Here is a 16,018-nt window from a genome sequence, read left to right as displayed (position 1 = left end):
CATCGTGCGGGCTGCGAAAGCACTTTGCACGCTGCACTGCAAAACAAAACCGACGGGTTTGGGTGAGCCCCCGGGGAAAAGCCATTCCACGAAGGTAGAACCCCCCGTACGGATGAGGATGGCCGATAATCGGAATTCCCCCCAGCAACACGTGTCGTCATGTCTGTTGATCGCATCGCCAACGCGCGTCTCCGTGACCGCGTGGTCTCCGCAGAGGCCGCAGCCGCGCTGATCCAGCCCGGTGAAACCGTGGCCATGAGCGGCTTTACCGGCTCCGGGTATCCCAAGGCCGTTCCCGTCGAACTGGCCCGCCGCATCGAAGCGGTGCATGCCCAGGGCAACCCTTTCCAGATCAAGCTGATGACCGGCGCCTCCACCGCGCCGGAACTCGATGGCGCGCTGGCCAAGGCCGATGGCATCGCCATGCGCATGCCGTTCCAGAGCGACCCGGATGCGCGCAACCGCATCAACGAGGGCAAGCTGGACTACATCGACATCCACCTCAGCCACGTTGCCCAGCACGTGTGGTTCGGCTTCTACGGCGAGATCGATACCGCCGTGATCGAAGTCTCGGCCATCCGCGAAGACGGCTCGCTGGTGCCCTCCACCTCGGTCGGCAACAACAAGACCTGGCTGGACCTGGCGAAGAAGGTGATCGTCGAGGTCAACGAATGGCAGCCGGCCGGCGTCGACGGCATGCATGACATCTACTACGGCACCGCGCTGCCGCCGCACCGCAAGCCGATTCCGCTGGTGAACGCCAACGACCGCATCGGCGACACCGCGCTGCGCTGCGACCCGGACAAGATCGTGGCCGTGGTACGCACCAACGGCCCGGACCGCAACAGCCCGTTCAGCCCGATCGATGCGACCAGCGAGCAGATCGCTTCGCACCTGATCGAGTTCCTCAAGCACGAAGTGAAGAAGGGCCGCCTGCCGCCGAACCTGCTGCCGCTGCAGTCGGGCGTGGGCAACATTCCCAACGCGGTGCTGGCCGGCTTGGCCAAGAGCGGTTTCCGCGACCTGGCCGCGTTCACCGAAGTGATCCAGGACGGCATGCTCGACCTGCTGCGCGACGGCGTGCTGAGCTATGCCTCGTGCACGGGTTTCGCGCTGAGCCCGCAGGCCAACGAGACGTTCAAGGAGAACATCGATTTCTACCGCGAGCGCATCATCATGCGCACGCAGGAGATCTCCAACCATCCGGAACTGGTGCGCCGCCTGGGCTGCATCGGCATGAACGGCATGATCGAGGTGGACATCTACGGCAACGTCAATTCGACGCACGTGATGGGCACGCGGATCATGAACGGCATCGGCGGTTCCGGCGACTTCGCCCGCAACGGTTTCCTGTCGGCGTTCCTGAGCCCGTCCACCGCGAAGAACGGCACCATTTCGGCGATCGTGCCGATGGCCAGCCATGTCGACCACACCGAGCACGACGTGTCGGTGATCGTCACCGAACAGGGCCTGGCCGACCTGCGTGGCCTGACCCCGCGCAAGCGCGCGCAGGTGCTGATCGACAACTGCGCGCATCCGGATTTCCGTCCGCAGCTGCAGGATTACTTCGACCGCGCCAGCCGCGAGAGCTACGGCAAGCACACCCCGCACCTGCTGCCGGAAGCGCTGTCGTGGCACCAGCGTTGGCTGGATACCGGAACGATGAAGGGCTGATTGCGTTGGGGGTCAGAGCCCTTTTCTGCCAGAAAGGGATCTGACCCCAGCTACGGAATCGGGTAGAGCCGGCCGCTGGCCGGCTTCCCCAACAGCCGGCCAGCGCCCGGCTCTACCTTCACGCGAATCGCAGGCTCGCCAGCGATTCGGCCTGCAGCCGCTCGTAGATCTCGAACTCGTCATGCACCGCCACGCCCAGCGCCTGCTCGAAGGCCTCGCGGTTGGCATGTGCGGCATAGGCGCGCTGTTCTTCACCACCCAGGTTCGACTGGAAGATGCCCGCGGCACTGACCGGCAGGAAATCCTCGTAGACGATCGGGTCCGCCGTGGCCAGGCCGGCGGCCACCAGCACCTCAGCCGGCAGATCCGCCACGCGCTCCGGCGCGGTGCGGCCAGCGTCGGTCAGCTGGTAGCGGTAATAGCCCAGTCCTTCCTGGCGCAGCGTGTCATGGTCATCCGGGAAGCTGGCGAACACCGCCTGCAGGCGCTGGCCGTAGTCGCCGCCGGTGCTGCCTTCGCCACCGGCATCGCGGGCCTGCGACAGCAGCTGGTCGTACAGCGCGCGGCCCTTCGGGGTAAGCGCAAGGCCGCGCTGTTCGATCTCGCCGAAGCGCGCGGTGTGGGTGCCGGCATCGCCGCCTTCGCCGCCCGGGAAATGCACGGCCTCTTCCAGTGCCTTGAAGCTGGTCTGGCGCAGCAGGATCGGGCAGGCGCGGCGCGGCGGGCCTTCGATCACCGCCTTGGCCGCCATGCCGTGTTCGATCATCGCCGCCTGCGCAGCGTCGATGTCCAGCGTGCGCGGGGTCAGGTGATTGATGTGCGGGCCACGGAAACTGACTACGTCGGCCACCAGCCGATGCGCGTTGTGCAGCGCGTGGTAGGTCGGCAGGTCGACCGTGGCATCGCCGTGCCAGCGGAAGGTTTCCAGTGCTTCCTCGACGAAGCGCTCGGCATCGGCCTGCGCCAGGCCACCGTCACGCTCGGCCTGGTCGATCAGCGCCAGCGCGCCCTCGGTGAAGATGCGGCGGCCTTCGAGGATGCGCGCGGACTCGGCACGCAGCGCTGCGTCTTCGATCAGCTCCAGACGCAGCAGCGAGGTGAACACGCGGAACGGATTCTGCGCCAGCGCGAGGCCGGTGAGCGGGCGGAACGCGGTGGAATGCACCGGCACGCCCGCGACCGACAGGTCGTAGTAGCCGACCGGGTACATGCCCATCACGGCGAACAGGCGGCGCAGCGTCGCCAGCTCCTGCGCGGTGCCGACGCGGATCGCGCCATGGCGCTCTTCGTCCAGGCGCGCACGCTCGTCGTTGCGCTGCAGCTGCGCGGCCAGCGCCGGATCCTGCTCCAGCACCTGCGCGTTGATCCGCTCCACCAGTTCCACCAGCGTGCCGTACAGCGGCACTTCGGTGCGGTACATGCGGGACATGGCCTGTGCGAACAGGCGGCGGATCACATCAGGCGAAACCAAAGAGGCGCTCATCAGTCACTCGATTACGGGAACGGGGGAACAGCTCGGACCCGTATTGTCGCCGGAGCGCGCGGTGGCGGCGATATGCAGAGCAACATGAAACAAACCGGTAGTGCCGGCCGCTGGCCGGCAATCTCCGGATGCCTGGAAGGGTGCAATTGCCGGCCAGCGGCCGGCACTACCGCTTGAGCTGGCGCTTCAGGGTGGCATCCAGGGTGATCGGACGGTCCCAGTGCTGGTAACTGGCCACGATGGCGTGGCGCACGGCACGGTAATGCAGGTTGTCCGGCCTGGTGGGCATCCGCTTTACCACCACTTCCCAGCCGCCGTCCGGGTCCTGGCTGAAGGCGCGCACGCTGTCGCGGCAGGTCTGGCCACTGGCCTTGGCCCAGAAGCAGGCGAAATAGATGTCCCCGGCCTGCCAGCCATGAGTGGTGAACAGCGCGCTGATGTAGCCACGGGGCACGTCGGCATAGCGCGATACCTCATCGAGAAAGGCATCCGGGTAGCGTTCGGCGTAATGGTTGATGTCCTGCAGCTGGGCATCAACCCAGCTGTCGCCGGTTGCCACCTCATACGCAGCCGAACGCTCGGCGGTCTGCTGGGCCAGCACGGTGGCCGGCGCCAGCAGCAGGGACAACAGCAACACGCGCAGTCGGTAATTCATGCCCCGATTCTGCCGCAGCCGCCGGGCCCTGTCAGGCCGCCGCAGCGGCCTTGGCTTCGATCGCCGCCAGTGCGGCCGGCCAGTCGTGGGCGGTATCGGCGGTGACCATGCGAGGTTCATCGTCGGCCACGCCGTGCTGGGTCTCGTGGGCCCAGGTCACCGCGTACGGGGTATGCACGCCCCAGCCACCCAGGGTAACCACCGGCTCGATGTCCGAACGCAGCGAGTTGCCGACCATCACGAAGCGCTGCATCGGCAGGTCGAATTCGGCCAGCACGCGGGCGTAGGTTTGCGGGTCCTTCTCCGAGACGATCTCGATGCGCGGGAACAGCTCGCCCAGGTTGGCGACCTTGATCTTCGCTTCCTGGTGGAACAGGTCGCCCTTGGTGATCAGCACCACCGGGTAGTGCTCGGCGATGGCCGCCACGGCTTCGCGCACACCGTCGATCAGCTCGACCGGGTGGCGCAGGGTGTCGTGGCCGATATCGAGGATGCGCTGGATGTCCTTCGCTTCGATGCGCTGGCCGGTGATGTCGATGGCCGCTTCGATCATCGACAGGGTCATGCTCTTCACGCCGTAGCCGAAGGTGCCCAGGTGGCGCTGCTGCACTTCCAGCAGGTGGCGCGCGGTCTGGGTGTCATGCACGTCGACGTAGCGCGACAGCAGGTCAAGGTAATCCTGCTCGGCCTTGCGGTAGTAGTCCTCGCTCTTCCACAGCGTATCGTCACCGTCAAAACCGACCAGGCCGATGGCGCGCGACGGCGCAGGCGTGGAGGTGTTCATCGGCCAAGGATACAGGGGTGGCGATGACGAAAAAAACCCGGGCGGCCGAAGCCGCCCGGGTTCCCATACGCCCCGATACAGGTCTTACCTGCCCTGCGCACCCTGCGCTGCGCCGCCGGCGCCGGCCTGCTGGGCGGCCACATAGGCCTTGTACTCATCGGCGCTCAGCTCGCCGTCCTTGTTGGTGTCAGCCTGGTCGAACACCTGGGCCAGGCCCGCGTTCACCTGCGCCTCGGTCTTGCTGATGGTGCCGTTGCCATCGGTATCGATGCTGGCCCAGGTCTGGCCACCGCCGTTGGCCTGCGCCGATGCGGCTGCGGCAGCGTTGGTCGCCTGGTCGGCGGCCTGGCCGGCCTGTGCAGCCGCCTGCTGGGCCTGTGCGGCCTCGTTCTGCGCATGCGCCGCCTGCTGCTTGGCCGACTGGGCCATCGCCGGAATGGCCAGCACGCTGCCAGCGGCGACGATCAGGGCGATCAGGGGCTTGCGGTTGCGAATAGTCATCAGGGGTGTCTCCTGCCAATTGGGTGGTGTTGCGCGGCGTGTTGTCTCCGCACGGCACCTACCCTGCCACCCCGTTTCTGAATCGATTTTGCCCCGCGACCGGCGTCAGCACGCACCATTAACCACTCGCCCCCGCGCATGCATTAGCGCGGTGGTTAGCAGCAAGTGAGCAGCTCATAAGATGCGCATTCAGCGCTGCCGGATTTAACCGCCAGCCAACGAAAAACCTGCGTCAGTCGACGGTTTTTTCCGATGACCGCGAACTGAACAACACCCAGCCGAGCGCAACACCGGCGAGCGCACCGGCGATTTCCAGCACCACGCGGCTGCCGAGTTCGTTCGGATCGTGGATGGTTGCCAGGAACAGGCGCGCGTACAGCGGCGACTCCAGCCGCACGATGCCCATGTAGAACAGCTTCCATGCATCGATGCCGGCGGAGATGATCACGGCGATGACACAGGACCACCCGATCGCGTGACCCGCGGTCCAGTGCAGGAGCCGGCACAGCTGCGACCACAGGAAGTACACCAGCAGCCCGACCAGCAGGGCGATGGCGCCGGCTTCCAGGGTACCGAGCAGGCCGAAGTGCAGGGGAAGGTTCATCGGGTGGGCAGGGATGAAGAGGCGGCCAGTGTAAGGGATCTGCCCCGGACCCAATCCGGTAGCCCCAGTAGATCCACGCCATGCGTGGATGAATCTCCATCGAGATCGAATATCGCGACGATTGAACAAGAAGCAGCCGACGAACAAAGAGCAGCCGAGTATGGGCTCGGCTCTACAACGGACCGCGCGGGAAACTGTCAGAGGCTGGGCGGTGCCGGAGTGCGGGGTGTCAGCCGCATGGATGCGGCTGCCAAGCCTCCATGGACGGATTTACGGCGTCCCCGCACTCCGGCACCGCCCAGCCAACCCACGGAACGCACGCTGTTGCTGTTGCGTCTGATGTTGCCGGCCAGCGGCCGGCACTACCGCGGGTGCAGGGCGCAGCCCTGCCGATACCACCTAAAGCACTGGCACGTCGTACGCGGTGCCGGGATCCGGTTCGGGCTGCAGAGTGTAATGCCACCACTCCTGCGGATAGTTGACGAAGCCACGGCGCGCCATCGCCTGCACCAGCTGCTGGCGGTTCGCCTGCTGCACAGTGCTCAACCCGCTCGTCCGGGTATGCGCGCGCGGGCCGAAGAAATCGAAGTCGGTGCCCATGTCCAGCGGCGTGCAGGCGCCAGTGCGGCAATCCAGCAGGCCAAGATCAACCGTGGCGCCACGACTATGGCCAGAGCGCTCGGCGATGTAGCCGTCGGCCAGCAGCCGTGGCTTGTCCAGGTCCGGGTACTGCTGTGCCTTGCGCGAGAGTTCGCGCGGATCGTTCACCCAGGCCATGAAGGCCTGCACCGAGCGCACCGGCCGGTAGCAGTCGTAGAGGCGCAGGCCAAAGCCCTGCGCGCGCAGATCCTGTTCTACCTGCGCCAGCGCTTTCGCCACGGGCGCCAGCAGGTAGCAGGATGGCGCCTCATAGCCGGGCACGCGCGCGCCGGTGAAGTTGTTGGCATTGGCGTATCGGATGTCCATGTCGATGCCTGGCGACAACGTGCGGATCTCCACCAATCCGGCGCTGGCCGCATCGGTGGCCGGCGAAACGCGCGGTGGCTCAGCGGCGTTGGCGGTCGCCGCCAGAGCAGTCGCCAGTACGAGTGAAATGCAGGTCCTGGAAGTCATAGCTGAAGTCGATGTCAGGATCGATGGCGCGCAGGTCCAGTGTCGGTGCCGGGCCCTCGCCCGGCTGCAGCCACGCCTGCGCCTCGTCACCCAGCGTATCCCAGCGCAGCAGCCAGCGCCCCTGCAGTTGCAGCACGGCCGCTTGCAGCCTGGGCGACTTGTCCACGCTGAAGCGCAGGCCATCCTTGCCCGGGCACAGCGAAGCCGGGCCCAGCCAGGGGTCGGAGTAGCGGCCCTGCCAACGCGGCAGGTCATTGCCGCGTGCCGGCGGTGCGGCGGTGGTCGCTGACCGTTGATGGCCAGATGCTGCCTGCGCTGCCCGGTCAGCCTTCAGTTCGGCCAGGTACTCCATCGCAGGGCGCGCATCGTCTGGTGCGGTGAAGCGCTTCAGCGTGGCCTGCATCAGCGCCGTGCGTGCATCCTCGCCTTCGCCGTTGATCAGCATCACCACGCCGACCCTGCGGTCAGGAAGCAATGCCAGCGACGAGTACATGCCCGACAACGTGCCGGTATGCGCCACCTTCCACTGCCCGTCCATGTCCGACACCCGCCAGCCATATCCATAGCCGTAGAAATGCGCGTTGTCCCAGCGCCGCTGGCGTTCACCCAACGGCATCGGCATGTGCAGGGTCCACAGCGTGCGCCGCTGCTCGCTGCCCAGCCAGTCCGGCACCAGCGCGGGATCGAGCAGCACCTGCATCCAGCGTGTCATGTCGCCCAGCGAACAACGGATGCCTCCCGCCGCCATCGAGGGCAGGTCCGGGCTGATCGCAGCATCGGCGTTCACCACCTCGTTGCGTTCACCACGCCAGGCATGCGGCTGTGCCACGTTGCCCACGCGTTTCACCGACCACGCACCCACCTGGCAGCGCGTCATGCCCAGTGGTTCGAACACCTGCTCGCGCATCAGCTGGTCATACGGCTTGCCACCCGCTGCCGCCGCCACTTCGCCGGCCACCACATACATCAGGTTGTCGTAGGCGTAGTGACTGCGGAAGCTGCTGACCGGCTTGAGATGCGCCAAGCCGGCGATGATGTCGGCGCGGGTGAACGCGTTCGGCTCCGGCCACAGCATCAGGTCCCCGGCGCCCAGGCCAAGGCCACTGTTGTGGATCAGCAGGTCGCGCACCTGCATCTGCTCGCCCACCCACGCATCATGCATGCGGAAACCCGGCAGGTGTCGCTGCACTGGATCATCCCAGTGCAGCGTGCCCTGCTGCACCAGCCGCGCCAGCAGCGCGGCGGTCATCGCCTTGCTGTTGGAGGCGATCTTGAACAGCGTGTCCTCGTCGATGCGGCCGCCATCGCCACGCGCGCCCTCGGCGTGGCGATAGACCACCTGCCCGTTGTCGACCACCGCCATGGCCAGCCCGGGCAGATGCTCGGCCCGGACCACGGTCGCGATGTCGGCCTCGATGGCTGCACTGTCGACCGACGAAGCGGACGGTGCGGCCAGTGCCGCCGCGAGGATCAGCAGGTGGTGCATGCGGGCAGCCCCTCCATTGCCCGCGCCGTCACGGTGGACGGCGCGGATCGTGGCCTCAGAAGTTCCAGGTCACCACCAGCTGGGTGTAGCGCGGTGCCTGCCAGCGCGTACCGGTAGCGAACGTCGCCTCGCGATACTGGCCGGGCTGCGCCTCGTAGCGCTGGTGCACGTTGATGGTCTTCTGGTTGTTGAACAGGTTGTACACCGACAACCGGGCACTTAGGTCGATGCCCTCCACCGGCAGGCGCCAGGTCACGTTGGCGCCCATGGTCCAGGTCCACGGCAGGCGACCAAACGCGCCGCGCGGGCTGTACTCGAACTGGCGCTGGTTGTACGGGCCCGAACAGTTGGCCACGCACAGCCAACCGGTGCCACCACCACTGCCTTCACTGGACGTGCTGCCACCGGCGATGGAGTCGTTCGGCCACATCACGCCGTAGGCGGTGATCGGGCCACCGGACTGCACCTGCAGCGTGGTGCCGAACGACCACTGCTTGTTCAGCGCATACGCGGCACGCAGCTTGAACTGATGGCGGAAATCGTTGAACAGAACACCATAGCGTTCATTGGTGGCCGGGTGGTCCCAGAACTGCACCATGCCGGTGTCGCCGTAGTTGGTATCGGAGTTTACCGGGCCTTCGAAGTTGCCCTCGCTCTTCGACCACAGGTAGGACGCGTTGAACATCCACTTCTCGTCCCAGGCGCGGTCGATCTGGAACTCCAGCGCCTTGTAGGTGCGCTTGGGCTTGGAGTAACCGATCACCTCGCCACTGCCGCCCTTTCGATAGCCGCTGTTGGCGGTGTCGATGGTGATCCAGCCTTCGTTGGCGCAACCGATGCTCTTGTCGCCCCAGATCGTCAGGCTCTCGCCCGGGTTGGCGATCGGCCACAGCGTGCTGGGGGTCGGGCCGCACGGGGTGTAGTTGATGCGGATGTCATCCAGCGCGCGGGTCATGCGCCGGTAGGTGGCATTGACGCCCCACGACCAGGCCTGGTTGATCATGTTCTGGAAGCCCAGGATGTATTCGTCCTGGTAGACCGCCTTCAGGTCGCGGTCCACGCTCTGGCGCAGGTCGGCACCGCCGGTGTTCATGCGGGTGTCGGTCGGCCCGATCTGCTGGCCGACGATCGGTGCCATGTACGGCGAACCGGTCGGCGAGGTTTTCTGCTCCCAGCCGTTCAGCACGTAATAGCTGTATTCGTCGGTCAGGCCACCGGCGAAGTTCACGTTGATGTTGTTGGTGACCGGCAGGTAGTAACGGCCGGCGTTGCCGAACAGCTTGGTGCTGCCATCACCGCGCATGTCCCACGAGAAACCGACGCGTGGCGCGATCAGGTCGTCCATCTTGATGAACGCCTTGCCGGCGGCGGTGCGGTTCTCGAAGCGGTCCCAGCGCACGCCGAGGTTCAGCATCAGGTTCGGGGTGATGTTCCAGATGTCTTCCAGATAGAAGGCATTGGCCTCGGTCTCGAAGGTGCCGCCGGAGCGGCGGTTGCGAGCGCGCAGCATCTCGGTGACGCCAGCCGGTACGTAGGCGTTGGCGCCATCCCACACTTCATCGCCGGGGCGCGCCACGTAGGCGGTGTAGCTCAGCTCGGTCGGCCCTGGATAACGGGTGGACTGCTTGGTGGTCATCAGTTCGCGGTCGACACCGAAGCGCAGCAGGTGATCACCGAGCTGCCATTCGAAATCCAGGCGCGCGACATCGCGGGTGTCATCGCGCTCGGCCACCGCCGCGCCGGTCGGGTGGCAGCCCGCGCGCAGCCCCTGCAGCTTGCCCAGCCGCGGGCCGTAGGTGCTGTCGGTGAACACCGGGCTGCAGGCCTGGTCCAGCGACGAATTGGTGAAGGCACGCTGCTTGTTCTGGCCGACCATGGCGCGCGCGGTGAAATTCTGGCCGAAGTGGCCGGTGTAGGTGGCCGACCAGTTGCGGCCGCCGGTCTCGGTGACCGAGTCGCCGCCCCAGGAACCGATCCGGTCCGCATTCCAGTTGTAGCCGTACGACGCGTTGGTGACATCGCCCTCGTCGGAGAACGCCAGCAGCGCCAAGCTGTGGTTGTCGTTGATGTTCCAGTCCAGCTTGGTGCCCCAGAAGCCGTTGCCGGAGTCGTTCTTGAACCAGGTACTGCCATCGGACGAGGTGTTGTGGCCCTTGTCGCTGCGGTCCTCGTACATCGCGAACAGGAACAGCTTGTCCTTGACGATCGGCCCCGAGCCCCAGACGTTGGTCTTCAGGAACGAGTTGTTGTCGCGGCTTCCGTAGGAATGCGGGGTGCCATCGCGGTGGAAATGATCGCCGCCACTGGCGCGCCACGCACTGGGCTCGGCGGTGACTTCAACGCCGCCTTCGAACTCGTTGCTGCCCGAACGAGTCACTGCATTGATCACGCCACCGGTGGAGCGGCCGAACTCGACCGAGTAGCCACCGGTCTTGACCTGGAATTCCTTGAAGAAGGCGAACGGCGCGGTGCTGAAGCCACGACGGGTATACATGTCGGTGACATTCAGGCCGTTGATGAAGACCGCATTCTCGGCCACCGATGAACCGGCGAACGACAGGCCTCCGAATGACGAGTTGCCGCCGACCACGCCCGGCGCCATCAGCGCGACCGCGGACAGGTCCTGCGCCACCGGCAGCCGCGAGATCTCCTGGCGGTTGATGTTGAACGAGGTTTCGGTGGAGTACACATCCACGCGGTTGACCACGCGGGTGCCAACCACCTGCAGTGCATCCAGGTTGGTGACACCGCCGCCGCTGCCCAGGTTGACCGTGGTGGTACCGCCGACGGCAACGCTCACCGATACCTGGTCGCCCAGCTTCTGGCCATCGCGGCTGAGCTGCAGCTGGTAGTCGCCCACCGGCAGCTGGCCGAGGCGGTAGCTGCCATCGGCGCCTACGGTGACGGTACGGGTCAGGCCGGTGCTGCTGCTGACCACGGTCACCTGGTCACCGGCGGTTGCACGGCCGGCGACTGCACCGCTCACGTTCTGTGCCATCGCGATGCAGGGCAGCACTACGCCCAGACACGCCCCGAGGGCGACGCACAACGCCGCCCGCTTGATGCTGTAAGCCTTCATCCCCTGCTCTCTCCTGCAAGAATTGAATGGTGTGGAATGCGATGTGTCGCGCTAGCGTTGCCTGGCTGGCAGTACCCGCCACTGGAAGTCGTAGGTCCATTGGTCGAAGTACAGGTTGCCGCCTGCCCACTCGGCCTCGCCGCGCTGCGAGTCGACCGTTTCCGAGCGGAAGTGCTGCTTGGCCGGCACCAAGGGCTGGCCGAAATCGTCGTTGAAAGCAATGCGGTAGCCGTCGAGGCCACCCAGATAGAAATCGCGCAGTGCCGGCACATCGCTGGCAAGCGCGCCGGTGGTCACGTCCATCGGCAGCCAGCCGTATGGCGCCAGGTAGACCTGTCCCCAGTCATGCAGGTTGTTGTAGCCGCTGCCATCGTCGGAGAACACCATGCCCGACTGCCAGCGTGCAGGAATGCCGTTCATGCGCAGCAGCGCGATAAGCAGCAGGGTCTGCTGGCCGCAATCCGCATGGCCGGCGCGCAGCGCATGATCGCTGATGTTGCTGAGCGTCGAGTATTCGCGCGCACCGGCCCATGGAATGCGGTCCACGGCGGCAAACAGCTTGCGCACCACTTCATAGGGGCGCGTCTCGCCCTGCAGCACCTGGTCGGAGAACAGCTTCAGCGCCGGGGTGAAGCGCACATGCGGCAGCTGCTCGGCCAGATAGGGCTTCAATGCGGGATCATTCGGGGTGGCCAGCACCTTCGCGGGATCGATCGCGGTGTGTCGCGCGAAGACCGTTACCGCATAGCGTATCTCGAACCGGGTCGGCTTGCCGGCTACGGCTTTGGCTTCCAGGTAGGCGGTGCGCTGCAGGGTACTGGCCGGTGCCACCCGTGCCTTGCCCGGGGCGCTGCCCAGCCACTGCACCTGTTCCTGCTGGCCCGGGATCTCGCGCGGGTATGGAATCCAGGCGCGTACGGTTTCACCCGCCGGGACGGCATCGGCTTTCACCGTGAGCGACTGGGTGAACTCAATGCGCTGCGGCAGTACGGACGCCTGGCCACTCTGTTCGGCTGCGGCAAGCACGCGCGCGTGGTGCGCGTTGAGCACTTCGTTCTGGCCCGGCGGTGACATCGGTGCATCCGCGCGGCGGCGTGCGCGTGCTTCGTCACTGAGCAGGAACAGGTTCGACGGTGCGCGCTTGAAATACCAACGCGTGCCATCGATATCCAGATGCTCGATCAGGCCGAGCTGGTCCCAGCGCGCGAATTCCTCGTCGGTCAGGTCCGGAATCCAGCGACGCACGGCAGACTTGGCGGCGGATTCATCGAGGGAAAAATCCAAGCGGATGCGGCGCATGCGCTCACGCTGAAACGTGCCTTCGGCAGCATCGCTCCCGGTCGCCAACAGCGCATCGGCGTCGCTGAAGCGGCCGCTGTCGATCAGGTCGATCACCTGCGTTTCGCGCGCACGCTGCTGGCTGCTGCGCCCGTCTGCCGCCTGCGTGGCCGACGCCCACAGCAGCAGCGCGGCACACAGGCCGGCAGCAGCAGGCAGACGCGGTTTGCGAACGGCAGGATCCACAGCGACACTTCCCCAGCGCGGGTGGTAACGGCTGTGTAACACGGGCCGGGATGCCGGTCAATAATTTATTCTTGCTTTCGATGCCAAAAGGAATAAATATTCCAACAGGCATTCGAGGAGGGTGTGCACCGCATGAGCCTGGCTTCCCGCGAACCGCACCGGCGTTGGCCGCGCCGGTTGACCCTGGCCCTGTGCCTGCTGGCCGCACCAGCCTTTGCACAGGCGGCACCACCGCCCGACCCGGGTGCGCCGCTGCCCTATGTGATCGGCCTGCACGAGGCCTACCTCACCCCGCAGTACTGGGCCGCGCGCCTGGACAACGCTGATGCGCCGATTCTGGATCGCGCGCAGATCGAGGCGCAGAACGCGCGGATGCGGGCGCAGGACAGCCATATCCAGGACATCGCCACACTGCCCGCCCAGCTTGATGCGGCGACGGTGCGTGCCAGCATCAGCGCGCTGTCCAGCTGGCCCACGCGTGCACTGTTCAACGAGACGGGCCAGGCCATCGCCCCCGCGCTGCGCAGCGGCATCGAAGCCAACCTCGGCCTCGATGCGATTCCTGCCCAGGTGGCACCGGCCTATGGGCTGGTGGTGAAGCGCGCGGCACTGCGTACCCTCCCCACCCGCGAGCGCGTCTTCAGCACCACCGGTGACACCGACATCGACCGCTTCCAGGAATCGGCGCTGTTCCCCGGCGACAAGGTCGCGGTGGTTCACCGCAGTGCCGACGGCCGCTGGCTGTTCGTGCACAGCGAGCGCTACAGCGCGTGGATCGAAGCCGACGCCATCGCCAGCGGCGACAAGGCCACGGTGCTCGGCTATGGCACGAAGGGCCCGTACCGCATTGTCACCGGCGCCACCGCGCAGACCGCCTACACCCCGGAGGAACCGCGCGTATCGCGCCTGCAGTTGGACATGGGCGTACGCCTGCCGGTGCTGGCCGACTGGCCCGCTTCAGAACCCGTGAACGGCCAGCAGGCGCATGCCTCGTGGGTGGTGCAGCTGCCGGTGCGCGAGGCCGATGGGCGTCTGAAGCTCGTACCGGCGCTGCTGCCGCGCTCGCAGGACACCGCCGCCGACTACCTGCCACTGACCCCGCGCCTGCTGCTGCAGCAGGCCTTCAAGTTCCTGGGCGAACGCTACGGCTGGGGCCATGACTACGACACCCGTGACTGCAGCGGGTTCGTCTCCGAGATCTACCGCAGCTTCGGCGTGCTGCTGCCACGCAACACCAGTGCACAGGCGGTCAGCCCGGCACTGGATCGCCTGCCGTTCACCGACAAGGTCGGCAAGGCCGCGCGCGACCGTGCGGTCAGCGAACTACAGGTCGGCGACCTGGTCTACATCCCCGGCCACGTGATGATGGCCATTGGCCACGTCGACGGCCGCACCTGGGTGATCCACGATACGGCGGGCGGCAGCTGGTTCGGTGCCGACGGCAGACGTGTGCAGGCCCATCTCAATGGTGTTTCGGTCACGCCGCTGGAGCCGATGATGGCCAGCGATACCGTCCGCTACATCGACCGCATCACCAACATCCAGCGCCTGCGGGCCAAGACCCCCTGAATGAAGATCACTGCCATCGAACTGGGCATGCTGCGCGTGCCGCTGAAGACGCCGTTCAAGACTGCCCTGCGCACGGTGGAAACCGTGGAAGACGTGGTCGTACTGATCCGCACCGACACCGCCAACACCGGTTACGGTGAAGCCCCGGCCACCGCGGTGATCACCGGCGATACGCACGGCTCGATCATCGAAGCGATCCGCCACTTCATCGCCCCGCGCCTGATCGGCCAGGACGTGGTCAACCTCAACCATCTGTGCACGCTGGTGCAGACCGCGATGGAGCGCAACACCAGCGCCAAGGCAGCGGTGGAGATCGCGCTGTACGACCTGTGGGCGCAGCTGCACGGTGCGCCGCTGTACCAGATGCTCGGTGGTGGCGACCCGGTGATCACCACCGACATCACCATCAGCGTGGACTACATCGACAAGATGGTGGCCGATTCGCTGTCGGCGATCGAACGCGGCTTCGAGTCGCTGAAGATCAAGGTCGGCAAGGACATCGGACTGGACATCGAACGGGTCAAGGCGATCCATGCCGCCGTGGAAGGCCGTGCCCTGCTGCGACTGGATGCCAACCAGGGCTGGACCGCTAAGCAGGCGGTGCATGCGATGCGTACGCTGGAAGAGGCCGGCGTGGTGCTGGAGCTGCTGGAGCAACCGGTGAAGGCGGCTGACATCAGCGGCCTGAAGTACGTCACCGATCGCGTCAACACGCCGGTGATGGCCGACGAGAGCGTGTTCAGCCCGAGCCAGGTGATGGACCTGATCCAGCAGCGCGCGGCCGACATCATCAACATCAAGCTGATGAAGACCGGCGGCCTGTCGAATGCGATCCGCATCGCCGACATCGCCGGCATCTACGGCGTGCCGTGCATGATCGGCTGCATGATCGAGTCGAGCATCAGCGTGGCCGCCGCCGTGCACCTGGCCGTGGCCAAGAGTGATGTGATCACCAAGGTTGACCTCGACGGTCCCTCGCTGGGCCAGTTCGACCCGGTCAGCGGCGGCGTGCATTTCAACGAATCGGAGATCAGCATCAGCGACGTGCCGGGGCTGGGCATTACTGAGGTGCGTGGGCTGGAGATGCTGGGTTGAACCGATCAGTCGAGCATGGCTCGACTCTACAGGGACCATGGGTGACTGACGCCTGGTCGGGCGTTACTTTTCTTTTCGCGAAAAGAAAAGTAACCAAAAGAAACGCTCCGCCGGCCGCGAGCCGACGTGCTTCGCACGTCGGTGCCCTGCGCTCCTCGGTCCACCGAGGGACGGCGCGGAACTCGCTGCGCTCAGACACCCGCGCCTCTTCGCCCTCGCCGGACCTGCGGTGCTCGGCTCGCTTGAAGGCGGACTCAACAGCAGCTCCGGGTAGATCCACGCCATGCGTGGATGCTCTTGCTCTTGCTCTTGCTCTTGCTCTTGCTCTTGCTCTTGCTCTTGCTCTTGCCCTACCCCGTATCCCCCTCGCGGCTGGCACGCGCGCGATCTGTTTGGGGTCGGGCGGGTGGGGCTTGCGGGGGTGTCCGCCGCATGGATGCGGCGGCCAAGC

12 protein-coding genes are annotated in these 16,018 nt (G+C 66.0%); 3 read left to right on the top strand and 9 right to left on the bottom strand.

What is annotated here, in order from left to right:
* Nucleotides 1-159: 159 nt before the first annotated feature.
* On the top strand, nucleotides 160-1,674 hold the full coding sequence (gene scpC / locus AC5P9P_RS09705) for a succinyl-CoA:acetate CoA-transferase ScpC (RefSeq protein ID WP_005407828.1): 1,515 nt from the start codon (nucleotides 160-162) through the stop codon (nucleotides 1,672-1,674).
* A gap of 118 nt (nucleotides 1,675-1,792) precedes the next feature.
* On the opposite strand, the gene hglS is transcribed toward scpC, so the two are convergent.
* The 9 genes from hglS to AC5P9P_RS09660 form a co-directional block, all read right to left on the bottom strand.
* A complete protein-coding gene (hglS, locus tag AC5P9P_RS09700; protein WP_184014261.1) occupies nucleotides 1,793-3,157 on the bottom strand; it encodes a 2-oxoadipate dioxygenase/decarboxylase HglS in 1,365 nt (454 codons plus the stop codon).
* 166 nt (nucleotides 3,158-3,323) lie between these two features.
* Entirely contained in the window at nucleotides 3,324-3,812 is a 489-nt protein-coding gene (locus AC5P9P_RS09695) for a hypothetical protein (protein ID WP_184014264.1), read from the bottom strand.
* 31 nt (nucleotides 3,813-3,843) lie between these two features.
* Nucleotides 3,844-4,596 carry an HAD family hydrolase gene (locus tag AC5P9P_RS09690; protein ID WP_033833656.1) on the bottom strand — a complete coding sequence of 251 codons (753 nt, stop codon included), beginning with the start codon at nucleotides 4,594-4,596 and terminating at the stop codon, nucleotides 3,844-3,846.
* Between the two features lie 84 nt (nucleotides 4,597-4,680).
* On the bottom strand, nucleotides 4,681-5,097 hold the full coding sequence (locus AC5P9P_RS09685; protein ID WP_005407824.1) for an EF-hand domain-containing protein: 417 nt from the start codon (nucleotides 5,095-5,097) through the stop codon (nucleotides 4,681-4,683).
* Between the two features lie 232 nt (nucleotides 5,098-5,329).
* Nucleotides 5,330-5,701 carry a hypothetical protein gene (locus AC5P9P_RS09680; RefSeq protein ID WP_012478956.1) on the bottom strand — a complete coding sequence of 124 codons (372 nt, stop codon included), beginning with the start codon at nucleotides 5,699-5,701 and terminating at the stop codon, nucleotides 5,330-5,332.
* A 399-nt stretch (nucleotides 5,702-6,100) separates the two neighbouring features.
* Entirely contained in the window at nucleotides 6,101-6,814 is a 714-nt protein-coding gene (locus AC5P9P_RS09675) for a M15 family metallopeptidase (protein WP_049403719.1), read from the bottom strand.
* Entirely contained in the window at nucleotides 6,747-8,300 is a 1,554-nt protein-coding gene (locus tag AC5P9P_RS09670) for a serine hydrolase domain-containing protein (RefSeq protein WP_288419231.1), read from the bottom strand. The genes AC5P9P_RS09675 and AC5P9P_RS09670 overlap by 68 nt, the downstream gene beginning before the upstream one ends.
* 55 nt (nucleotides 8,301-8,355) lie before the next feature.
* Nucleotides 8,356-11,379 carry a TonB-dependent receptor gene (locus AC5P9P_RS09665; protein ID WP_495232718.1) on the bottom strand — a complete coding sequence of 1,008 codons (3,024 nt, stop codon included), beginning with the start codon at nucleotides 11,377-11,379 and terminating at the stop codon, nucleotides 8,356-8,358.
* Nucleotides 11,380-11,430: 51 nt separating this feature from the next.
* Nucleotides 11,431-12,903 carry a transglutaminase-like domain-containing protein gene (locus AC5P9P_RS09660; RefSeq protein WP_495232717.1) on the bottom strand — a complete coding sequence of 491 codons (1,473 nt, stop codon included), beginning with the start codon at nucleotides 12,901-12,903 and terminating at the stop codon, nucleotides 11,431-11,433.
* Between the two features lie 132 nt (nucleotides 12,904-13,035).
* Between AC5P9P_RS09660 and AC5P9P_RS09655 the strand changes: the two genes are divergently transcribed.
* Both AC5P9P_RS09655 and AC5P9P_RS09650 read left to right on the top strand, forming a co-directional pair.
* Nucleotides 13,036-14,472, top strand: a complete 1,437-nt coding sequence (locus AC5P9P_RS09655; protein WP_495232716.1) for a C40 family peptidase — start codon at nucleotides 13,036-13,038, stop codon at nucleotides 14,470-14,472.
* On the top strand, nucleotides 14,473-15,567 hold the full coding sequence (locus AC5P9P_RS09650) for a dipeptide epimerase (RefSeq protein WP_033833650.1): 1,095 nt from the start codon (nucleotides 14,473-14,475) through the stop codon (nucleotides 15,565-15,567).
* Nucleotides 15,568-16,018 lie beyond the last annotated feature (451 nt).

The organism is Stenotrophomonas sp. YJH_SMC_14-1, from assembly GCF_059372275.1.
The sequence above is the reverse complement of the archived record's forward strand: the minus strand, read 5'-3'. Positions and strand labels throughout refer to the sequence as shown.